The sequence below is a fragment of the Brevibacillus sedimenti genome, assembly GCF_020923495.1.
Taxonomy (GTDB): Bacteria; Bacillota; Bacilli; order Brevibacillales; family Brevibacillaceae; genus Brevibacillus; species Brevibacillus aydinogluensis.
This window is the reverse complement of record NZ_CP064048.1, coordinates 1,661,312-1,683,545: the sequence shown is the minus strand read 5'-3', so window position 1 is coordinate 1,683,545 and position 22,234 is coordinate 1,661,312. Positions and strand designations below refer to the sequence as shown.

The 22,234-nt window shown below is 49.9% G+C and carries 21 protein-coding genes; 9 read left to right on the top strand and 12 right to left on the bottom strand.

Translation table 11 applies throughout. The annotated features are described in order from the left end of the window. Nucleotides 1–60: 60 nt before the first annotated feature. The 4 genes from IRT44_RS08280 to IRT44_RS08265 form a co-directional block, all read right to left on the bottom strand. On the bottom strand, nucleotides 61–522 hold the full coding sequence (locus IRT44_RS08280; protein WP_171565231.1) for a GNAT family N-acetyltransferase: 462 nt from the start codon (nucleotides 520–522) through the stop codon (nucleotides 61–63). A 167-nt stretch (nucleotides 523–689) separates the two neighbouring features. Continuing rightward, the gene (locus IRT44_RS08275) at nucleotides 690–1,460 is read right to left on the bottom strand and encodes an enoyl-CoA hydratase/isomerase family protein (protein ID WP_171565232.1); all 771 of its coding nucleotides are present in this window, start codon (nucleotides 1,458–1,460) and stop codon (nucleotides 690–692) included. A gap of 418 nt (nucleotides 1,461–1,878) precedes the next feature. Beyond that, nucleotides 1,879–3,564 carry a hypothetical protein gene (locus IRT44_RS08270; RefSeq protein WP_230077734.1) on the bottom strand — a complete coding sequence of 562 codons (1,686 nt, stop codon included), beginning with the start codon at nucleotides 3,562–3,564 and terminating at the stop codon, nucleotides 1,879–1,881. A gap of 38 nt (nucleotides 3,565–3,602) precedes the next feature. After that, on the bottom strand, nucleotides 3,603–4,265 hold the full coding sequence (locus IRT44_RS08265; RefSeq protein WP_230077733.1) for a type II restriction-modification system restriction endonuclease: 663 nt from the start codon (nucleotides 4,263–4,265) through the stop codon (nucleotides 3,603–3,605). Nucleotides 4,266–4,744: 479 nt separating this feature from the next. Here IRT44_RS08265 and IRT44_RS19465 point away from each other — a divergent pair, with 479 nt between their 5' ends. From IRT44_RS19465 to IRT44_RS08235, 7 genes are all read left to right on the top strand, one after another. Next, entirely contained in the window at nucleotides 4,745–4,984 is a 240-nt protein-coding gene (locus tag IRT44_RS19465; RefSeq protein WP_409978429.1) for a helix-turn-helix domain-containing protein, read from the top strand. 357 nt (nucleotides 4,985–5,341) lie between these two features. Beyond that, nucleotides 5,342–6,565: an IS21 family transposase gene (gene istA, locus IRT44_RS08260; protein WP_008409807.1), complete on the top strand. Its 1,224-nt coding sequence runs from the start codon at nucleotides 5,342–5,344 to the stop codon at nucleotides 6,563–6,565. Continuing rightward, a complete protein-coding gene (istB, locus tag IRT44_RS08255) occupies nucleotides 6,562–7,329 on the top strand; it encodes an IS21-like element helper ATPase IstB (RefSeq protein ID WP_008409491.1) in 768 nt (255 codons plus the stop codon). The genes istA and istB overlap by 4 nt, the downstream gene beginning before the upstream one ends. A gap of 1,107 nt (nucleotides 7,330–8,436) precedes the next feature. Beyond that, nucleotides 8,437–8,589, top strand: coding sequence for a hypothetical protein (locus IRT44_RS08250; RefSeq protein ID WP_230077732.1), 153 nt, complete (start codon nucleotides 8,437–8,439; stop codon nucleotides 8,587–8,589). Further along, nucleotides 8,590–9,651, top strand: coding sequence for a recombinase family protein (locus IRT44_RS08245; protein WP_230077731.1), 1,062 nt, complete (start codon nucleotides 8,590–8,592; stop codon nucleotides 9,649–9,651). It begins immediately after the preceding gene. A 69-nt stretch (nucleotides 9,652–9,720) separates the two neighbouring features. Further along, entirely contained in the window at nucleotides 9,721–10,941 is a 1,221-nt protein-coding gene (locus IRT44_RS08240; RefSeq protein ID WP_230076618.1) for an IS256 family transposase, read from the top strand. Beyond that, nucleotides 10,841–11,476, top strand: coding sequence for a hypothetical protein (locus tag IRT44_RS08235; protein ID WP_230077907.1), 636 nt, complete (start codon nucleotides 10,841–10,843; stop codon nucleotides 11,474–11,476). The genes IRT44_RS08240 and IRT44_RS08235 overlap by 101 nt, the downstream gene beginning before the upstream one ends. A 7-nt stretch (nucleotides 11,477–11,483) precedes the next feature. Here IRT44_RS08235 and rlmD read toward each other — a convergent pair whose 3' ends face one another. Together rlmD and IRT44_RS08225 are read right to left on the bottom strand one after the other, a co-directional pair. Then, on the bottom strand, nucleotides 11,484–12,920 hold the full coding sequence (rlmD, locus tag IRT44_RS08230; protein ID WP_230077730.1) for a 23S rRNA (uracil(1939)-C(5))-methyltransferase RlmD: 1,437 nt from the start codon (nucleotides 12,918–12,920) through the stop codon (nucleotides 11,484–11,486). 93 nt (nucleotides 12,921–13,013) lie between these two features. Continuing rightward, complete coding sequence (locus IRT44_RS08225; RefSeq protein WP_230077729.1) at nucleotides 13,014–13,904, bottom strand: diacylglycerol kinase; 891 nt, start codon at nucleotides 13,902–13,904, stop codon at nucleotides 13,014–13,016. Between the two features lie 150 nt (nucleotides 13,905–14,054). Between IRT44_RS08225 and IRT44_RS08220 the strand changes: the two genes are divergently transcribed. Further along, nucleotides 14,055–15,044, top strand: coding sequence for an ROK family glucokinase (locus tag IRT44_RS08220; protein ID WP_230077728.1), 990 nt, complete (start codon nucleotides 14,055–14,057; stop codon nucleotides 15,042–15,044). A gap of 124 nt (nucleotides 15,045–15,168) precedes the next feature. Here IRT44_RS08220 and IRT44_RS08215 read toward each other — a convergent pair whose 3' ends face one another. The 3 genes from IRT44_RS08215 to IRT44_RS08205 form a co-directional block, all read right to left on the bottom strand. Further along, complete coding sequence (locus IRT44_RS08215) at nucleotides 15,169–16,347, bottom strand: ABC transporter permease (protein WP_230077727.1); 1,179 nt, start codon at nucleotides 16,345–16,347, stop codon at nucleotides 15,169–15,171. After that, complete coding sequence (locus IRT44_RS08210; protein WP_230077726.1) at nucleotides 16,347–17,075, bottom strand: ABC transporter ATP-binding protein; 729 nt, start codon at nucleotides 17,073–17,075, stop codon at nucleotides 16,347–16,349. Before IRT44_RS08210 ends, IRT44_RS08215 begins: the two co-directional genes overlap by 1 nt. Nucleotides 17,076–17,208: 133 nt before the next feature. After that, nucleotides 17,209–17,559 (bottom strand): hypothetical protein, encoded by a 351-nt coding sequence (locus IRT44_RS08205; protein ID WP_212132180.1) that lies wholly within the window; start codon nucleotides 17,557–17,559, stop codon nucleotides 17,209–17,211. Between the two features lie 454 nt (nucleotides 17,560–18,013). Here IRT44_RS08205 and IRT44_RS08200 point away from each other — a divergent pair, with 454 nt between their 5' ends. Then, the gene (locus tag IRT44_RS08200; protein WP_230077725.1) at nucleotides 18,014–18,601 is read left to right on the top strand and encodes a hypothetical protein; all 588 of its coding nucleotides are present in this window, start codon (nucleotides 18,014–18,016) and stop codon (nucleotides 18,599–18,601) included. Nucleotides 18,602–18,942: 341 nt separating this feature from the next. On the opposite strand, the gene gatB is transcribed toward IRT44_RS08200, so the two are convergent. Genes gatB through gatC form a run of 3 tightly spaced genes read right to left on the bottom strand, consistent with a single transcriptional unit; the run spans nucleotide 18,943 to nucleotide 22,178 of the window. After that, entirely contained in the window at nucleotides 18,943–20,376 is a 1,434-nt protein-coding gene (gatB, locus tag IRT44_RS08195) for an Asp-tRNA(Asn)/Glu-tRNA(Gln) amidotransferase subunit GatB (protein WP_171565238.1), read from the bottom strand. A 5-nt stretch (nucleotides 20,377–20,381) separates the two neighbouring features. Further along, complete coding sequence (gene gatA, locus IRT44_RS08190; protein WP_171565239.1) at nucleotides 20,382–21,854, bottom strand: Asp-tRNA(Asn)/Glu-tRNA(Gln) amidotransferase subunit GatA; 1,473 nt, start codon at nucleotides 21,852–21,854, stop codon at nucleotides 20,382–20,384. A gap of 33 nt (nucleotides 21,855–21,887) precedes the next feature. Then, the gene (gatC, locus tag IRT44_RS08185; RefSeq protein ID WP_171565240.1) at nucleotides 21,888–22,178 is read right to left on the bottom strand and encodes an Asp-tRNA(Asn)/Glu-tRNA(Gln) amidotransferase subunit GatC; all 291 of its coding nucleotides are present in this window, start codon (nucleotides 22,176–22,178) and stop codon (nucleotides 21,888–21,890) included. Nucleotides 22,179–22,234 lie beyond the last annotated feature (56 nt).

The following is a 22,234-nucleotide window of genomic DNA, read 5'->3' as shown; positions in this document are numbered from 1 at the left end:
AGTGGTAATTGCGTTGTGCAGACCGGCGCGGACTTTTGCAGCGGGATGGGCGGATTGCCGTTATCCGTTTTTCCAGATGTACCTCGGCCCCTCAGCTCCAATCACTCCGCTCGGTATAAACCCCGCTTTTTCAAGCACTCTTTGGGAGGCAATATTGTCCGGCTCTGTCTCGGCTTCTATGGATAACACGCCTGGCTGTTTCGATGCCCAGCGAACCGCTGCGGATACTGCTTCCGTCATCAACCCTTTTCCTTCGTATTCCGGATTTATTCCGTAGCCGATTTCAACCATTCCATTGTCGTTCAGTCCTTTGAACGACAAACTGCCAATAATTTTCCCGCTTCCATCGTTCAGCTGCAACACCCACAGCGCATGCCAAATGCGCTGCTCCGGATTCTCCAGGCAACCGGCAAGCATTTCTGAATAGGCGGCTTTCAGCGCTTCGTTTGATTCGTTTTGAATCACGTCACGCATTTCTTCATCAGAAAGCGGATAAATGTTCAGTCTCTCTGTTTGAATCATTAATATACTTCCCTTTCTATCGTTTCATTCAGGGTTATGATGGTTGGCAAGAAACTGTTTCGTTCAAGTATAACGTTACATATAGGATCGTCAGTCCAAATCTCATTACGAACCCAGATGCAGCTTTACTGCATAGATGGCATCATCCCATTCTGCTGGTACAGTGCCTATTTCTTTCCAAACTGTGAGAGCCTTGCACGGGCATCGGCAAAGTCCCCTAGACTCGAATAGCCGTATAGCGTCTCCAGTCTCAGTGCGTCGTCCAATGGGCGTCCGATCAGTTCAAGGATGGTCTCCTTGGCGGAACGAACGGCATTGCGGCTGTTGCGCCGTATCATGTGCGCCGTCTCCTCGGCGGTCTTCATCAGTTCTTCAGGCGGCACGACGCGGGTGACCAGTCTTAGCGCGAGCGCCTCCTGGGCCGAGACCTCCCGTCCTGTCAGGGTGAGATCAAGCGCCACGCCGATTCCGGCTACCGCCACCAGGCGGACAAGGCCGCCATCACCTTGGTGCAGGCCATAGCGCACCTCGAAGACGCCAAATTTGGCCTGTTCGGAAGCGATGCGGATATCACAGGCCAGGGCGATTTCCAGCCCGGCGCCGACGGCATAGCCGTTGATCGCAGCAATGATAGGCTTGTAGATACGGTGCTGCCCACGAGTCAGCCCACCGCCGAGGCCATGGGGGATATTCTTGCGGATATCCAACATGTTGGCCCCCTCCCACTTGGGGATAAAGGTCTTCAGATCGGCGCCGGCGCAAAAAGCCCGCCCACTGCCGGTGAGAATGGCCACATCCACGGCATCGTCGGCGGCGAAATCCCGCCACACTTCCGCCAGTTCTGCGTTGGTGGCCTCGTCAATGGCATTCATCGCCTCGGGGCGGTTGAGGGTGACATAGGCGATGCCATTGCTTTTTTCATAGAGAACATTGCTCATAAGGATGTACCTCCCGGCGTCCCCTGCAAGGGGACATCAACATTTTTTGTCCAGCTTCGCCTTGGCGATGGTCAGGCTGGCGTGGGCAACGGTCTTGCCGTTCATACTGCAATGTCCACGGAAGACGCGACCTCGGTGAAAAAGCACCGTGCATCCAGTAGTAATGTGATGATCTCCCCAGTAATGCTACAAGACAGAAGATTGACTATTCAGATAATGAAGTCCCTATAATTTTAAAGCCCGCTGGTTTTGTCTGCAACACACACAACCATTTTAGAGATAAAAAATAAAAACCCTTGATACACAAGGGTTTTCTGCTCTATTTCAGGGTCAGCAGCGCCACACTCTCCACATGTGTTGAGGTGACAGTACAAACAAACCGAAGGAATGGCATTTGCTCTAACAAAAAAAGCCTCTCCTAAAAAAGGAGGGCTTTGCTTTTTAATAAATCAATGTAATCTTGGTATGCCTCAGAAGTAAGTTCATTTAAGTTTATTTTGTCAGAAAAAGGTTGAAGTGTAATTAAGATATCATCAAGAGTTAATTGTTCTGTAGCTCTATACAAGTCAATTCGCATCAATAAATCCTTAGTATAGGGACGTTTTTCATCGAGGAAAACTACTCCAGAAAGAAAATCCCTTACAACCTGACTATTCAATATCGCGTAGGTAAAGACTGCTGTTTTGTAATCATTAAAAGCAAGGAAATAACATGTGTCATCTAACATAACAGGTCTATTATTGATTGGATATATTAAAGTGAATTCTGGATTTTTATACATCCCAGAAATAGCGACTTTATAGGGTGAGAAAGAATAGTCACCTACCCCAAATATTGAAAAGCTAGGCTTTCCTTTATAGATACTAGACTTTCTCGCGTCAAGTTTGTTTTTATGGGATAGCAAATAAGACCAGAGTTTGGGATATTCTTTCTCAATATAATCGGTACATTCTCCAATATATTTTTGAGTTACAATGATCTTTTTTCTGACAGAATCAGATAAAATTCCTCCTTTTAGGTCAGAACTTTTAAGTAAGTCGTATACTAAATCCGTTTCAATATCCACAATTTCTTTTAACTTGTTAGTTAATTGACCGCCCTTTGTTTCTAATTCCATGACACTGGAACAATCGTGTTTTATTCCAGATCGCCATTCAAATTGACATTGATTATCGATCAGATGGGTACGTTGATACTTATCGATGTTTGATACAAATTTATCATTATACCATCCAAAAGTAGAAATATGTTTTTGTGGCTCGTCTAGTTTATAAGTTTTACAAACAGAATCTTTTAATGGTTTTCCAAGTCTTACAACAAATAATGAGGCTTCAGTAGCTGCGTTAAACTCCTTTTTTGCATCTATATTTAGCAGCTTGATTTCAGTGATGTTAAACCTTTTTTTTGGGAGGTCATGAACAATTTTTTTTGCAACTGAGTTCTTACAAAGCATTGCAAGTGTGCCATTAACATTGGAAAAAGACTCTAGCATCCTAAGGATAATATACTCGCAAATATCAAAGTTACTTTTTCCTGTTAATGCATCTAACCCTTTATATTCTTTAAAATTGCTTTTATGGGGTAAGTTTTTTGCATCGAGACCACCTAGTTCAGAGTTAGTTACCCATGGTGGGTTACCAATTATTAACACCTCTTCATTAGAGTTAAAAATACTCTTATCAAAAACATGACTAAAAATGTCATCGTGATGCAAATAAATATCCGGTTTTCGATTTGAAGATTTTTGTTTCTCCAATAAGGTTTTCTTACAATACCAAACGTACCCCTTATTAATTTCAACTCCATAAATCATTTTTACGCTAGAAAAATAATCCAAGGCAGAATATATAAAGTTACCTTTTCCAAAAGTAGGTTCTATGACAATAGTAGGGGTACAATCGTAATTTTTAACCAAGTATTCACAGACTTGATTAGACAAATGTAGAGGGGTTTGATAATCACCAAACTCCCTCTCACCCTGTAACAATTCTTTGTTCGCAAAATTATCATAATGACTAATATCATCTACTGAGGTGTAGTAATCAACGATACCCGTTTCTTTATAGATTATATCGTTAAGAGTCATAATGTCTGTAATAGTCATGTTAGTAGGATACCCCATTAAGATATTATTGTTCTGAATCATATAATCTTCACTATTCCATCTACTTTATTCTTTGGTAAATCAACTATACGTTTATACTGCAATCGCCATTGTAGGGCATTCGATATAGTTAAGTAACCCTGCTCGGGTGGATTACTTAGAATTTCTTCTGCAAGCCCTTGATAAATAATTTCATCACCTGGCAATGCTCTATCATAAAAATAGGCTATTAAATCATCAATATTACCATCGTTTTCGAGAATTTGACGTATACCTCTAGTTGTTTGATAATCACCCGTTCTAGATTTATCGATGAAAGCACAGCTTACAAAATCTAATGTAGTTGTTTGGGTTGAAGGGTCGTCCTTTTTATCATAAACAAAAAGTAATAAGTTATATCCAAGTCCGTAGATTTTTTCTCTTGGAGACTTAAATGGACAAGATGATTGAGGTTGTTTAATTGAAGTAACCTTAATATCAGTATTTATTGACTCCGAAGGTAGGTCTATTCCCCTCGCAGAACTCCCAATTTCGATGGTAAAAGATTCTTGTAAAAACTGTTGAAATGAGTGTTCAACATATGTACCAACTGCTTTTCCGTCAGTAATTCCATATAATGAAGGATTCTGCTTTTGTGACTCAAGTTTACAGAACTCTTCTGCCTTAGCTATTAAATCTGAAATCGTTAATACCGGCTTCATCTCAAAATTACTCCTTCTTGAATTTCAAGCTCATAATATCATATTGCTCTTCGTTATTCCAAGCTATTTATGTAGCTTTATTCCGCAATATATAAAGAAATATCCCCGCCCCAGTGCCTAGTGATTGACTTTTTAATAATATCGCGGTTGTTACACTTGTTAACAGCATGAGGAGTATTGTGAAAAAACGTGTACGTACAAAAAAGCCCCACCATTGGTAGGCGGGACGTATTAAAAGAGCGTGATACCGTCTATTATTAGTCGCTCTCCCCGTTAATATACCTTCTTGCAGTTCTAATTCATAGATGCTTGAATTTTTTCCCCTATTTTATATTACCCTCTATCCTCTCCTATTTTTAATTTACTTAGATGATTCCGTTTTTTCATTAAAATATCTTAGTTTCATTTTGTCCGAGTCTAATAAAAAAACAGATGTATATTCGCTTCCTAGTTGATCCTAAATTTTTCTTCCTTTACGCATGTGTGTTAAAACTCCCCATGAACAACTTATATTGAAAACAAACGAAACAAGGATGGTGAGAGAATTGGAAAGGATGTTTACGGTAAAGGAAGCAATGGAAGTATTGAATCTTTCCAAAAGCACAATTTACCGTTTGGTTGAAAACGGTACTATTAAAGCCGTAAAAATTGGCGGTTCTATACGTATCCCTCAAGCTGAGTTAAGAAGATTCATTCTTGAGGACAGAACAGGGAGGTAAGAAGAATGATAATTAATAGTAATTCGGTTTCCCTTACAGAAGCATCAGAATTATTGGTGATACCAGAAACCGAAGTATTGCGTCTCAGTCAATACGGTTATTTAGAACAGTCAAAGACTTTAAACGGAAAAACAAGGATAGCCCTCCACAGCATAGAGAAGTACGCCCGCCGCAATAATCCTCTACAACATAAGCAGGGGGGAGGGCTAACAACGATGGATTCGGGACGGTAAACTCTCCCTCTGTGTCACCGCCGGGATATAATTGACCCAGGTTCGCCGGAAAGAAAATGACCCACCCATAGCGAATATATCCCCTTCGTAATTAACGGCCAAGTTAATCTTCGGAGGGAGACACATGCTAAGGAGTGGGATAGTGATATCGTTACATACCATGAGGGCAGAAGGCAAGAGTATTCGTGAAATTGCCCGTCTAACGGGGCATTCTCGAAATACAGTTCGCCGATATCTCCGGGGTGAATTCTCCCCCGAAAAGGGAACCCGTAAATCTCGTGGTTCCAAGCTTGATCCGTATAAACCGTTCCTGCAGGAACGTCTTCAAGAAGGTATCTATAACTGCGAGGTTTTATTCGATCTTCTACGAGAAAAGGGGTATACCGGGGGACGTACCATCTTGAAAGACTATGTGAAGGACTTCCGTCCTCCCAAACAAGTTCCCGCTGTTCTTCGTTACGAGACGAAACCTGGTGAATATGCACAGGTCGACTGGGGACTGTGTGATTACGTAGATTTGGACGGTACAGTCCGAAAAGTGCCGGTATTTGTCATGGTATTGGGGTACTCTCGTTCCACCTATATAGAGTTCACTAAGCGTTGTGACATTCACAGCTTTCTTCGTTGCTTGATTCATGCTTTTGAATATTTTGGGGGCATCCCAAAGGTAATGCTGACCGACCAGATGAAAACCGTCGTACTGGGCATGGGAGATGATCGAAAACCTCGCTGGCATCCGCTTTTTGCCGACTTTGCTGCAGCGATTGGGCTTGTTCCAAAAGTATGCAAAGTTCGACGCCCCGAAACAAAGGGAAAAGTGGAACGAGGCGTTCAATACGTAAAAAACAACTTTCTTCCTGGCAAACGCTTCGTTGATTTACAGGATCTCAATCAACAAGCCCTACACTGGTGCGAGCGGATTAACCGCCGTATTCATGGAACAACCGGCGAACGTCCCATCGACCGACTCCGTGAGGAAAATCTGTCGCCTATCCCTTCAGCTGAACGATGGGAAAAATACTTGCATGAACCGAGACAGGTCAGCCGAGACGGATTTGTTAGCTACGATGGTGTACGATATGGGGTTCCATGGAGGTACAGTGGACGTGAGGGTACCGTGCGAGAAGTGAATGGGTGGGTGGAAATCTGGGCCGACGGCACATGTATTGCTCGACACCAAAAGGTCTATCGATCCCGTGCAACTGTTTTTTGTGAAAACCAGTATGCAGGTCTTACGACTGCTCAAGGATATGCCTATCCACGTCCGCAAGCCCGACAGATTTCATCGCAGCAAGTGGAAGTGCGTTCGCTGGATGTCTATGAGCAGCTGACGGGGGTGGGAGCATGATTGAACTGGAACAGGCACGGCTACGTCTTGAGGAACTTGGGCTTCAGCAAGCGGCTCTACTCTTGGATGCCCATTTGGAAGCGGCAAGTCATGGACAGCCCACCTATCTGTCCTTTCTCAACATGCTTCTAGATGCAGAGATAGCGGAACGTCAAAAACGGAATATGGAGGTACGCACCAAACTCGCACACTTGCCTTACCGAAAAACGCTGGAGGAGTTCGATTTTGCTTTCCAACCCAGCATTGACGAACGGTTGATTCGAGAGCTGGCCACGATGACTTTTGTAACCCGACACGAGAATGTCTTGTTCTTAGGGCCTCCCGGAGTAGGAAAAAGTCATCTGGCGGTGGCGTTGGCTGTAGAAGCCATCTCGCAAGGGATATCCGTTTACTTTGTCAGTCTCTCGCAACTCATCGAAGATCTGCGAAAAGCTTACACGGAAAACAGGCTGGATAAACGCCTACGCATCTATATTCGACCAAAGCTCCTGATTATTGACGAAATTGGTTACTTACCGTTTGACAGTTTGGCAGCTAACCTCTTTTTCCAGGTAGTAAGTGCAAGATACGAGAGAGGGAGTATTCTGTTGACCAGCAACAAGAGTTTCGGTGAATGGGGGGAACTGATGGGCGATCCGATACTTGCTACGGCTATCCTGGATCGGCTCTTACACCATTCCCACATCGTCAATATTAGGGGGAATAGTTACCGACTTCGTGAGAAGATGAGGACTGGAGCCTACGGCTCCCCCTCTACCACCTAACCAACAAAAAATCGCCGGGTGGGTCAATTCTAAACCGGCGATGGTGGGTCAAAATAAAGTCGGCGTTGACACTCTGCAAATTGGGCGGTTCAGTCATTTGGATTGCTGAGAAAGAACTAATTTACTATTCTATGCAATCGCATTCGTTTGGAGTGGAGAAAATGAAGGTATGGACATTAGAACAAATTGCGCGGTCTTTAGGTTGCTCAGTTCAACAAATTCATAGATTATGTGTTTTGGATAAATTGCCTAGCTACAAGGAGTCAAATGATAGGCTTAGGTCTATTTATTCTTACAGGGTAAAAGAAGCGGATTTACTAAAATTCTTTAATTGTGACACTGTTGAACAGTTTAAGCGGTTAAACCGATAAAAGAGAACGCCTTCGAGTGGCGAATACTAAAAACAACATATCAAATTCCCCGTGGTTTTACGGTAGCACACGTAAAATAACCGTCTCGGCATCAATCTGCCGATGTGTCGCTCGTTAGAGGAGCATGTCCCTGTACTACTGGTTTTAATACTTTTAATACCACACGGTACAGGGCTAAATAAATTATCCCAGATTCTACATTTGTAGCCCCGTCACGGTCGTCGAAAGGCGAGGGAGTCATGACAGAGTGTACTTTACCGTACACACGTGGTAAAGCCGTACCTGGGCACGTCAGATGTCATGTAGGAAACCTCAAACCACCTGTTTCCTTACTCTCCCCCTAAAATGGGGGGAGTTAAAGTTTCCTAAACCACCTTTTCTCTTGTTTGATCATAAATAAAGCCCAGAGAAGAGATATTGGGTGAGCGAAGCGAAACCCGTGGGTGTAGACCGGAGCGAAGCGGAGGGCTACCCCACCATTTGAAAAGTCAAAATAAGCGCCCCCACCGAAGGTGGGGAAAATGATGAATCAATGCTAGTACTTCAATACGGACTGCTAACTGTATGGTAGCTTGATTGGTTGTTGTTTAAGTAGCACGTTGCACACTTTAACCTACCTTACTGACTGTAAGAATACATAGGAATAAAGCACCAAAAAACTACATCCTTCCCTTTTTTCGTTGCCGCAACTTTTCTCCGACATGGAACGACCACTCCCTGTAGGGGGGATGAAAGAATGATAATTGAACGAAACTTTACGGGAACAGCTAACCTTGAGGACATTTTACTATCCATACTAAGTGGTCAAATTGACAAAATTATCATGAATCCCTACGATGAGGATAGAGCAAATGCCATTCCTTCTGAAACGAAAGGAGTGGCGAAATAGATGAGGTGTGCTATCTATGCACGTGTCAGTACACGGAGGGAGGAACAGCAGAACAGTCTGCAAAATCAAATTGCCCTTGCAGAAAGCATAGCTAGGGAAAACGGTTTTACGGTTGTTGGTCAGTACATTGATAATGGAATAAGCGGTTCAGGTTTGAAAAATCGTAATGAGATTTTACGCTTATTGGATGACGCGAAGAAGAAAAAATTTGACGTTGTTATTGCTAAATCCGTTTCACGTCTAGCGCGAGACACTCGAAAAGGTATGGAAATAGCCTATCAATTGGAGAGCACTTCCATCCGTTTGATATTGCCCGAAGATAACTACGACACTGAAACAAGCAAAAGTAGACTGATGTTTAATTTGAAGGCAATCCTAGCCGAAGAAGAAAACTCTAAACTGTCTGAACGGATTAAACTAGGCTTACAGTCCAGTGCTAGACAAGGTAAACGTATAGTATCATTACCCCCGTACGGTTACACTGTTAATCCTGTTACCAAACGGCTAGAAGTCGATGAAACCACCGCTCCAATAGTAAAGGAGATATTCAGACTCTACCTACATGAAGGTTGGGGTATGTTTAAAATCAGCAACTACCTGATGAGGAAAGGTGTTCCCACTCCTAGAACAGTTTCCGGGGCGGCTAATGCGGGAACAAAATGGCATCAAAATACTATTAAGGGCATCTTGTCTAATCCTGTATATACCGGTAAACTTGTCTTCCATCGAGAAGAAACTACAGGTATTCTAGCTGAATCTGAACTTTACAAGATTAGACGTAAAGTTGAGCCTGACAAACAGATTGTCATTGAAAATGCCCACCCTGCCATTATTACAGAGGATGACTTTCAAGCCGTTCAGGAACTAATGAAAAAGAAAGGCGAGCGTAAAAGTAACGGGAAAGAAAGCCTGTTTGCTCATATTGCTAAGTGTGCTGACTGTAAAAGCGGTATGCACTTCAAACCTGATAGACGTAATGGGGCATATGTGTGCGGGGGCTATGTAAAATACACTTCCTTATATTGTTCCTCCCATATCATCGAAGAACAAGCGAGTCTATAAACTATTTTGTGTAAACTCCTAACCTTCAAAATAGAGTACAATGAATTCTAAGAAAGGTTGGGAGAGCCCATGAGCCTGATGACCAAAGAGCAACTCAAGCAGTGGATCAAGGAAAAGAACATGCAATCGGTGGAAGACGTCCAATCGGCCCTGAAGGAGTTGTTTGCCGACACCCTTCAAGAGATGCTGGAAGCCGAACTGGAGACATCTCTTGGCTACGCCAAGCACGACACGAAAAACAAGAAAACCACCAACAGCCGGAACGGCTACAGCAAGAAAAAGGTGCGTTCCGAGTACGGCGATGTGGACATTCAGGTTCCGCGTGACCGGGCCGGTGAGTTTGAGCCGACCATCGTCAAAAAGAACCAAACGAACGTGACGGGTATCGAAGACCAAATCATTGCCATGTATGCCAAGGGTGTTTCTACCCGCGACATTCAGGATCACCTGCAGCAGCTCTACGGCATCGAGGTTTCTCCTACCCTCATCTCCAACGTGACCAACAAGATCGTCCCGCTGATCAAAGAATGGCAAAACCGTCCTTTGCAGGCTGTATATGCGGTCGTGTTCCTGGATGCCATTCACTTCAAGGTGAAACAAGACGGTGCCATCGTCAACAAAGCCGCCTACATGGCCATTGGCATTGACTTGGAAGGCCACAAAGATGTACTTGGCATCTGGATCGGGGAAAATGAATCGGCAAAGTTCTGGCTTCATGTCGTAAACGAGTTGAAAAACCGGGGCGTGCAAGACATCCTCATTACCTGTGTGGACAATCTTCGCGGCTTCTCCGAGGCCATTTCCGCTTGCTATCCCATCACGGAAATCCAGAAGTGCATCATCCACCAGATTCGCAACTCGATCAAATACGTTTCCTACAAAGACATCAAGAAGATCACGTCGGCCCTGCAGCCGATTTATAAAGCGGCCACGGAAGAGGCCGCCTTGGAAGAACTGAATCAATTCGAGCAGACGTGGGGACAAAAGTACCCCCTTATTGTCCGTTCCTGGCGTACGAACTGGGCGGAAATCTCCACCTTCTTCAAGTACTCACCCGAAATTCGCAAACTGATCTACACAACCAATGTCATTGAGAGCTACCATCGCCAACTGAGAAAAGTCACCAAAGGAAAAGCCATTTTCCCTACAGACGAAGCCCTGCTCAAAATGCTCTACCTGGCAACCATGGATGTGTTACGAAAGTGGACGGGGAGAGTTCAGAACTGGGGCCAAATTCTGTTACAACTGTCCGTTCAGTTTCCGGAGCGAGTTCAACCATATCTCCGCTGAGCCTAACGGCTATTGGAGTTTACACAAAATCATTGACAGACCCGAACAAGCCTTATTACAAGCGGTCAAAAATGACCTCAGAGCGTTAATACAGGACAGTGTAAGAATAGAACGCTTTTACGGACTGGCTGAGGAAAAAGCTAACATTTTACAGTCCTCTATCAGAAGAGAACTGAAGCGGATTGACAAACAGTTAGTTGAACTAGACAAACGCTTTGACAAGTTGTTAGGTCTTCATGTTGAGGGGGCGATAACTACAGAACAATTCAAACAGCAAAATGAACGTATTTCCAAACAACAGCAAGCCCTAGCGAACAAGAAGGCTGAACTGAAATCCGCTTTAGAATCAAGAAAAGACTTTAATGAACAGTTGCAAGCCTTTATGAAAGAAGTTGAACGCTTCATTAAGCTTGACATTGATGATGAACAAGTATTAAAGCAGGTTCTGCAAAGGCTTATCCACAAAATTGAAGTATTCGAGGGCGGAAAGATTAAGATTCACTACAATCTTTCCCACCCTCTCCCCTTAAATTAGGTACAGTTTAGTTGACTGTATCTTTTCTTTCAAGTTTTACTATCACCTCCACATGCCCCGTATGCGGGAACATATCCACCGGCTGCACTTCCTTCAGCTCGTACAGCTCCGCCAGCACCTTCAAATCCCGGGCCAGCGTCGACGGGTTGCAGGAGACGTACACCACCCGCTGCGGTTTCATCTGCAAAATGGTTGTCAACAGCGCCTCGTCGCAGCCTTTGCGCGGCGGGTCGACGACGATCACGTCGGGGCGGATGCCCTGGTCTTTCCACGCAGGGATGACCACCTCGGCCGGGCCGGTTTCAAAGGTGACGTTGGCGATGCCGTTCAGTTCGGCATTGCGCTTGGCGTCGGCGATCGCTTCCGGCACGATCTCCACGCCGTAGACGTGACGGGATTTTTGCGCCAGAAAGAGCGAAATTGTCCCGATGCCGCAATAGGCGTCGATCACCGTTTCTGTCCCGGTGGCGCCGACGTACTCCAGTGTTTTGTTGTACAGCACTTCCGTCTGCACCGGATTCACCTGGTAGAACGAGCGGGTAGAGATGGCAAATTTGATCGGGCCAATGTAGTCGTAGATCACGTCGCTGCCCCAAAGCGTAATCGACGTTTTGCCGAAAATGACATTGGTCTTGTCCGGGTTGATGTTTTGCACGATGCTGGTCACACCCGGCACCTGGGCGCGGATGGACTCGATCAGCATCTCTCGCTGCGGGATGAATTCCTCTGTCGTCACCAGCACCACCATCACTTCGCCTGTACGCGCCCCCACCTTGGCCACCACATGGCGCAGGAGGCCGGTATGGCGCACTTCATCATACGGCTGGATGCCCAGCCGGGCGGCGATCCGCTTGACGGCGGCGACCGCTTCGTCGTTGGCCGGGTGCTGGATCAGGCATTCGTCCATGTCGACAATCTCGTGGGAGCGCTCGGCGTAAAAGCCGCCCACCAGCGCCCCATTCTGCTCGCCGATCGGCACCTGGGCTTTGTTGCGGTAGCGCCACGGATCGCTCATCCCGATCGTCGGATGGACGACGACCGCTCCTTCCCCGTCCACGGGAAAGCCGCCAATCCGGCGCAGGTTGTCTTTGACGATCTGCTGCTTGTGCCGGATCTGCTCCTCATAGGCGAGGTGCTGCAGCGAACAGCCGCCGCAACGGTCATACACCGGACAGGGCGGCTGGGCGCGGTGCGGACTGGCTTCGATCACGTCCAGCAGCGAGGCAAAGCCGTAGCTTTTTTTCACGTGCTCTATCCGTGCACGCACCCGCTCTCCGGCCAGCGCTCCCTGCACGAACAGGGTGTAGCCGTCCACCCGGCCGACGCCTGCACCTTCGTGATTGAGTCCGGTTATCTCCACTTCTACGGTTTGTCCGACGCGGACCGGCAGGTCAAGCTCCGGCTTGACCGCCGTTCCGCGTCGCTTCTTTGCTGTCTTGGCCACTACTGTTGCTCCTTTTCACTTTCATACTGAAAAACAGAAGGGGTTCCCCGCCGCCTTTGACCGCGTCATGGCGAGGGGCCTGACCTCACTGGCTCACGGTACAAACAATTCGAGATGCCCTGGCAGCGCTTCGCATACGCACGGAAGCTCGCCGCCCAGTTCCCCGTCCAGATTGAGCTGAACCGTCTCGCCTGACGGGGATGTCGCCTTGATGTAGTCGGTTTGAAAATACAGCAGGTTGGGGTCTTTTACATGCTCCCCTCGTATAGCCTGTGCCGCCAGGCGGATAAAATCGCCCAGGCCAACTTTTTTGACGACGATCAAATCCAGCTTGCCGTCGGAGATGTCGGCGTTGGGGGCAAGCCGGTCGAAACCGCCGACCGAATGGCTGTTGGTGATCAGGAAAATCATGATTTCTTCGTCGACCAGCACTTTGTCCCGCGTCTCCAGTTTGACGCGGATGGGATGAAGCGACGGCAGCTTTTCCAGTCCCTTGACATAGTAAGCCAATTGGCCCAGAAGGGTTTTCAGCTTGCTGGGCACTTCGTAGGTCAGGTTGGTCAGCGACCCGCCGCCGGCGATGTTGATAAAATACCGGTTGTTGATGCGGCCGACGTCCACCCGCTTCCGCTTTCCTGCTGCGATGATCTTGCAGGAACGAGTAATTGATTTGGGAATGCCGAGAGCACGCGCAAAATCGTTGCTCGTTCCGCAGGGGATGATGCCGAGAGCGGGCCGTGCGGGCTTTCCGGCCATGCCGTTCACCACCTCGTAGATGGTGCCGTCTCCGCCGGCGGCGATGATCACGTCAAAGCCGCGCTTGACCGCCCGTTCCGCTTCTTCGGTGGCGTCGTCTTCCCCTTTTGTCGCGTAGCACGACGTCTCGTAGCCGGCAGACTCCAGCAGTTCCAGAATGTCCGGCAGCCGCCGGCGCACGATTTCCCGGCCGGAGCTGGGGTTGTAAATCAATCTGGCACGTTTCAACGCATGTCCCTTCTTCCTGTACTCGCTCATGGCTTCTCTCTTTTCATCATATCCTGTATAGCCATTTTTGGGAATCGCTATGCTGTACCCGACATGTTATCATAAGAGGATAGGAAAAGATTACAATCGGAGGAGATAGGAGGAGCTTGTGTGAAACCCATCATCGTAGGCGTTGACGTAGGAGGAACAGCAATCAAAATGGCCCTGCTCGACACGGAGGGCAACATCCTTGCCAAAACCCAGGAGCCGACACCCGTGGCGGACGGCGAAGACAGCGTCCTGCAAAAAGTGGTGGACATGGCAACGAGCATGTTGCACCAGCATGGCTTTTCCAAGGAACAGGTGGCCGGCATCGGCGTAGGGATTCCCGGTCCGGTCGACGCGGCCAACGGCATCGTCTATCAAGCGGTAAACCTGCACTGGAAGCGCCCCGTACCGCTGCGCGACAAACTGCAAGCGCTCATCGGCCTGCCGGTGGCTGTCGACAACGACGCCAACACTGCCGCGCTTGGCGAGATGTGGCGGGGGTCCGGACAGGGTGCCAAAGATATGGTTCTGATCACACTGGGCACTGGCGTTGGCGGCGGCGTGATCCTGCACGGCAAGGTGGTCAACGGCATCCATGGCGTAGGCGGTGAAATCGGCCACATCACGATGGTGCCCGAGGGAGGTCCGGCCTGCAACTGCGGCAAGACCGGCTGTCTGGAGACGTACGCCTCCGCCACCGCGATCATCCGTGAAGGCCTAAAAGCCGCGCAAGAGGGGACAAGCCCGCTCCTGGCAGAAACACTCGCCCGCCAAGGCGACATCAAGGCCAAGGACGTCTTGGATGCTGCCAAGGCGGGAGATGCTGCCGCCCTGGCGATCACCGACCAAGTCGCTTTCTATCTGGGTCTGGCCCTCTCCCATCTGGCGGCTACACTCAACCCGGCCAAGTTCATTATCGGGGGCGGCGTCGCGGCAGCCGGCGAGTTTCTCTTTTCCCGGGTGCGCGAGTCGTTCCGCCGGTTTGTTCCGTTCTCTCACGTAGCGGAGTCGACCGAAATCCTGCCCGCAACGTTGGGCAACGATGCCGGTGTAATCGGCGCCGGTTGGCTGATTCGCGACTCCCTGGTGATAAGCGACTCCGTGGTTAAGTAGGCAGCATGCCGTATCCCCTCTCACCGCAACTGCTGCTGAACGGCGAAGACAAAAAAGGTGCGCCGGGCCAAGCGAACTGCCGACATTGAACGGCATCCGCCGCCCGGCGTCAATATCTCACGAACTATCTCACGACCGCTCCTTCCCGGCGGAACAGACGGGCGGTCGCGGCGATGATGGCGGTCACGTAGAGCAGCGACGTCCCCAGTCCGATCAAGGTGTGCAAGGGATCGACCTCACCGTAAAACGCCTCCTTGCACAAGGCCACCCCGTTGAAGACCGGCAAGACGTAGTACAGCGCAGGAATGTCTACAGGGTGGATGGGCATCAACATGTAGGACGGAATCATCGCCAGGATGACGACGCCGGTCATGTAGGTCTGCCCCTCCTTAAACGATTTGGCGACGGTGCTGAGCGTCAGCTCCAGCCCAGCGAACAAGGCGGCCAGCAGCACAATGGTCGCCGCCAGCACTGCAAGTGAGGCCGGGGACAAAAAGCCGAAAGAAAGGTCGGTCCCGTCCACCTTCAGAGGTCCCCACCGAAACACAAACGAGAGGGACAGCAGCGAGGCGGTGGCGCTGATGCAGCTCATCACCATGACCGCCAGCAGCTTGGCCGTCAGGATCTGGTTGGCAGCAATCGGAGTGGTCAACAGCGATTCCAGCGTGCCCCGCTCTTTTTCGCCGGCGACCAGATCGGTGGCGGCCGCCACCCCGCCGGAAGCGAGCGACAGCACCACCATCAGGGGAATGATCCCGGCCAGAATGCCGCCGGTCTGCCGTTCGTCGGACGCAGCGTTTTCGTACGTCGTTTCAATTGGCTCGATCGCTTCCACAGACAAACCCGCCTGCCTGAGCCGCATGCTGACGATGTCGGAGCTGTACTGCTGCACTGCGCTGTCGATCACGCTTTTTGCGTACACCGACTTTTGGTTGGTGTTGTCGTAGGCGACATGCAGCTGGACTCTCCCCCCGCTCCGCAGTACCTGGTCGAAATGATCAGGGATGGTCACAATTGCCCGCAGTTCTCCCGCCTTCAGCGCCTCCATCGGTCTGTCCGGCGACAGGATGCGGACGCCTGGCTGAGAGCGGAGATGATCCACCAGTTTCGACGTGCCTTCAACGGCGATCGGTACGTAGGAGCGCGCTTCCTTTTCCACGTTGCTGTACGACATGCTGAGCAAAAAGAACACAAACGGTATCACGACAAGCGGTATGAGAAACGTGCCGATCAAGGTCTTGCGGTCACGCAGCAGATCGAGCATCTCCTTGGCGAATATGGTCCACACGACATTTTTGTCCATCAATGTCTGCCCTCCTCGACCATCGCCATGAAGATATCGTCCAAGTCATTCATGCCGCAGCGCTCTCGAAGCGCTGCCACCGTACCCGCATAGCGGATGCTTCCCTTGTGAATGATCGCGATGCGGCTGCACAGCTTTTCAATTTCCCCCATATTGTGGCTGGAGAACAGGATAGTCTTTCCCTCTTCCCGGAGCATCGTCACCATGCGCCGAAACATGTTGGCCGCCGTCACATCCAGTCCGGTCGTCGGTTCGTCCAGCAGTATCACGTCAGGATCGTGCACCAGTGTGCGGGCGATCGCTACTTTTTGCTTCATCCCCCGGGAAAACCCGCCGACCCGCCGATCGATAAACGCCTCCATTTGAAGCATCCGGCTCAACTGATCGATGCGTTGGTCCAGGCGCGGCCCCGTCAGACCGTACAGCCTGCCGAAATAGGCGATGTTTTCCCGCGCCGTCAGCCGGTTGTACAGGCCCACGTCACCCCCGAACAGAATGCCGATACGCCGGCGAACTTCCACCGGCTGGGTGCGGACAGAATATCCCCCGATTCGAATATCTCCCTCGGTTGGCTGCAGGATGGTCGCCATCATGCGCATCGTCGTCGTTTTGCCTGCGCCGTTTTCACCGAGCAGCCCGTACACTTCGCCGGAGGAGACGGAAAACGTCACGTTCCGCACTGCCGCGACGTTGCCAAATCGTTTGCTGACCTGATCTACTTCGATCACTGACTGCTCTCCTTTCTGATCCACTAGCAACACCACGAGAATATTTGGCTTATCATCCATTATATATGAAATCAACTGGCCGATGTCCCCTGAGAGTACGGTATACGGACAAATAAAAGAAAACCCTTGCAAGTTACGCAAGGGATAATCCAACGTGTTTTCGTTTGAAATCTTCCAGCGAAAATCCGGCAAACAGCGACAGAAACTTGTCGGTGTCGTTGATGTAGTGGCGGTTTCCCCGCTCATCCGGGTGTTTTTCCAAGAAGAGCACGGCCACCAGCCGGTTGACCGGAATGCCCTCCGCATCCTGATCGTAGATGCCCCGCTCGGCCAGCACCTTTTCAAAGTAGCGAACGTAGGTGACGGTGACCGTTCTCTGCTGTCCGTTCACCTCACAGGTCGCGATGGATCGTTCAAATGTATCGGCAGGCGACCCACCTTTGCTCGGCGGCACGCTTTCTCCCGTGACGGACACGATGTTCATTTCCATGCCCTCCTCCTCCACACATTGTCCCTTTTCATTATAGGGGAGCGGGCACAATCTTACAATTCAAACAAGGACTTCCTGCCTTGACGGCAAACGCTTGTATCAACACAACAGCAGCCGGTCTGTCAGAGATGCTTCTCAGGATTGAAAACGCTCCTCGTTACTTTTTGTTTGCTTTTTTATTATCCAGCCTTGATTTTATGTTAAGAATCAACACAAACAGAAATAGAATTCCGCCGACTGTTCCTGTAATCAGTTGATTGTCAGTCGAAAAATTAACGATCGTCACGATTAACAGGCATATGGCGCCTACCAGGGATAAATTGTCTTTCATTACAAATATCCTCCTTTTCTGTATAATATTATACGAAAAACTCTTGAAAAAATTCTATTTTTATTGATATGTTTAAGTTACGCAGAGTAATAATTTTTAGTAAGGGAGAGAAGGCTTTTGCAGGTTAAAAAGTTTCTGTTGTGTTTCTTGTCATTTTGTCTCTTTGTTACTGTAGTTCCTAACGTTGCCAATGCGGATGAGAATGAAAACCTGCCAGCAGAACAGTTAATTGATAATGAAGTCTTTGATCAAACCACTGTTATTCTTCAAGCGATTGAAGATATTCCACAAAGTGTTTTGGATCAAGGCCCTCAAGCAACTGCGATATGGTTCCAGGAAACAACCGGACTATACGTTACTGTAGACAGTGAAGATAATTTACACTTTAGCGAGGTAAAACCAAATCTTAAAGTTTCCAGAAGCGTTGCAGGATGTATTGCTGCAGTGGGAATAGCTTTGGTAACCAATGCATTTTCATTCACTAAAATAACAAAAATTAAATCAGCTATCAAAGCTCTTGGGGGAACTACAAAAGCAGTAAAGACGATAAAAAAATATTATGATGAATTCCGGTACAATGGTTTTTCCAGAAAGAAATCAATTTCAAAAGCTTTGGACAAAGCTTCTGAAGGATTATCTAAATCTGTGAAGGATGCATTATTAGATTTCTTTAATCTCACGAATGTAGTTGCTAACTGTTTTTAGCATCAAATAATAGGTTCATCTGTAAATGAACGAGAAGGTCCATGCATGCCCTTGATTTATGATTTGTTTACCCGTCGCTCGATTTGATTAAAAAGCACCCAATTAACGGGTGTTATTTTTTTGGGTGAATACTGTTGGATTCCAAAGCGTTGCACACCGACAGGGTCCCGATGATATACATAATGGTTTTCACCTTTATCCTACGATTAACTACTTCTGCCCAGGTGCAAAATGCCCATCGGTCGCTGACAAAATACCAGGAGCGGATCTCTGTTCCCGCGCAACAAAAAGGGACACGCTCCTCAATGAGAAAGCGTGTCCCTGTTTTGTCCGTCTGTATCTTACGCGTTTTGCAGCACTTCCCGCAAGAGCTTGTTGACCATCGGCGGGTTTGCTTTGCCGCGGGTCTGCTTCATTACCTGACCGACGAAAAAGGCGACGGCCTTCTCGTTGCCGGCCTTGTAGTCGGCGACAGCCTGCGGGTTGGCGTTGACCACGTCCTGGACGATCTGGCGCAGGGCGCCTTCGTCGCTGATCTGCACCAGCCCTTTTTCCTCGACGATCTGTTTCGGCTCCTTGCCGGTCTCCACCATCTCCTTGAAGACGGTCTTGGCGATCTTGGAGGAAATCGTGCCGTTTTCGATCAGCTTGATCATCTCGCCCAGTCCGTGCGGCGTAATTTTCACGTCGGCCAACGTCAAGTTGTTGGCGTTCAAATAGCCCAGCAGTTCCACCATCAGCCAGTTGGCGGCCGCTTTGGGATCAGCGCCCGTCTTGACGGTTTCGTCAAAGAAGTCGGCCGTTTCCTTGGACATGGTGATGACGGCGGCGTCGCTTTGCGGAAGGCCGTATTCGTTCACGTAGCGAGCCTGGCGAGCGTCAGGCAGCTCCGGAATGGAAGCCCGCACGGCTTCAATCCACTCTTCGGAAATCTGCATCCGCACCAGGTCCGGGTCCGGGAAGTAGCGGTAGTCGTGCGCCTCTTCCTTGGACCGCATGGAGAGGGTCTTCCGGTTGGTTTCGTCCCAGCGGCGGGTTTCCTGCACGACCGTGCCGCCGGAGAGAACGACCTGCTTCTGCCGCTCCACTTCGTACTCCAGTGCCGCCTGCACGTTGCGGAACGAGTTCATGTTTTTCAATTCCGTCTTGGTGCCGAATTCCTTTTGGCCCACCGGACGGATGGAGACGTTGGCGTCACAGCGCAGCGAGCCCTGCTCCATGCGCACGTCCGACACGCCGGTGTACTGCAGGATGGCCTTCAGCTTTTCTAGATACGCCTTTGCCTCTTCAGGCGAGCGGATGTCCGGTTCGGAGACAATCTCCACCAGCGGCACGCCGACGCGGTTAAAGTCGACCAGCGTATCGCCGAAGTCGCTGTGAGTCAGTTTGCCCGCGTCCTCTTCCAGATGCAGGCGGGTGATGCCGATCCGCTTTTTCTCCCCGTTGACTTCGATCTCGATCCAGCCGTTTTTGCCGATCGGCTGGTCAAATTGGGAGATCTGATACGCCTTGGGCAGGTCCGGGTAGAAGTAGTTTTTCCGGTCAAACTTGGTTTCGCGGGAAATTTCGCAGTTGAGCGCAAGCGCTGCCTTCATCGCGAACTCCACGGCCTGCTTGTTGGTGACGGGCAGGACGCCGGGATGCCCCAGGCAGATCGGGCAGGTATGGGTATTCGGCGGCGCACCGAACTCTGTCGGGCAGCCGCAGAAGATTTTGCTGTTGGTGGAAAGCTCGGCGTGTACTTCCAGGCCGATGACGGTTTCAAACTGGCTCATCTCTCTTACCCCCTCACCCGTTCCGGCTTGCGCAGATAATGGCCGGCAGCCTGTTCGTAAGCGTGGGCCACGCGCAGCACGGTGGATTCGTCAAACGCCTTGCCGACGATCTGCATGCCGATCGGCAGGCCGTTTTGGGCAAATCCGCACGGCACGCTGATGGCCGGCAGCCCTGCCAGGTTGACCGGTACGGTGCAGATGTCTTCCAGGTACATTTTGACCGGATCGTCGATGTTTTCCCCGATCTTGAAGGCCGTGGTCGGTGTGGTCGGGTGCAAAATCACGTCAAAATCGGCAAACACGTTGGTGAAGTCCTGGATAATCAGGGTGCGAACCTGCTGCGCTTTTTTGTAGTAGGCGTCGTAGTAGCCCGACGAGAGCGCGTAGGTTCCCAGCATGATGCGCCGCTTCACTTCCGGTCCGAAGCCCTGGCTGCGCGACTCCTTGTACAACTCGATCAGGTTGTCGGCGTTTTCGGCGCGCACGCCGTAGCGCACCCCGTCAAAGCGGGCCAGGTTGGACGACGCCTCCGAGGACGCGAGCAGGTAGTAGGCCGGCACGGCGTACTCGGTGTGCGGCATGGAGACTTCACTCCAGGTGGCGCCCATGCTCTCCAACTGCTTCAGTGCAGCCAGCACTGCTTCGCGCACCTCGGGGTCGATGCCCTCGCCGATCAGCTCCTTGGGCACGCCGATGCGCAGTCCTTTCACCTCGCCGGTCAATGCGGAAAGGTAGTCAGGCACCTCGACGCTGGCCGACGTGGAGTCGTACTCGTCGTGGCCGGCAATCGCCTGCAGCACGTAGGCGGCGTCTTCCACGTTTTTCGTAATCGGTCCGATCTGGTCCAGCGACGACGCAAACGCCACCAGCCCGAAACGGGAGACGCGGCCATATGTCGGCTTCAGTCCGACGACACCGCAGAAAGCGGCCGGTTGGCGGATGGAGCCGCCGGTGTCAGAGCCGAGCGTGAAAAAGAAGTGGCGGGATGCCATGGCGGCAGCCGAACCGCCGCTGGAACCGCCCGGCACGTACTCGGTATTCCACGGGTTTTTCACCGGGTAAAAGCCGGAGTTTTCGTTGGAGCCGCCCATGGCGAACTCGTCCATGTTCAGCTTGGCCACAATCACCGCGTCCGCTTCCTTCAGCTTTTTCGTGACGGTGGCGTCGTAAATCGGGTCGTAGTTGGACAGGAACTTGCTGGCACAAGTGGTGCGCACGCCTTTGGTGACGATGTTGTCCTTCAAACCGGCAGGCAGGCCGTAGAGCAGGCCCAGCTCCTCTCCTCCCTTGGCCAGACGCTCGTCCAATGCTTTGGCTTGAGCCAGGGCCCCTTCTTCGTCCACGTACAGAACGGAACGGATGTCTTCGTCGTGCTCCTTGACGCTGGCGATGGACGCCTGCACCAGGTCGGTGACGGACAGCTCTTTTTTGCGCAGAGCGCTATGTATTTCCGACAATCGCTTGTCAAACAGCGACACAATGGTGTCCTCCCTTCTCCTGTATGTCTGCGGTTATTCAAATACAGCCGGTACCTTGAACTGGCCGTCTTCGTGGTCGGGCGCGTTTTTCAGCGCATCTTCGCGCGAGAGGGACGGACGGTTCACGTCCTCGCGCATGACATTCTTCACGTCGGTCGCGTGGCTGGTCGGCTCAACGCTGGACGTGTCCAGCTCGTTCAGCTTGGCGGCGAATTCCAAAATGGCGTTCAGGTCTTTCGTGTATCGCTCCGCTTCTTCTTCGGTCAGCTTCAAGCGGGCGAGGTTGGCTACATGCTCCACTTCCCTGCGGGTAATGGCGCTCATCCATTCCACCTCCGAAACTATCACATAACTTTGATCTTACTTGAAAAGAGCAGGTT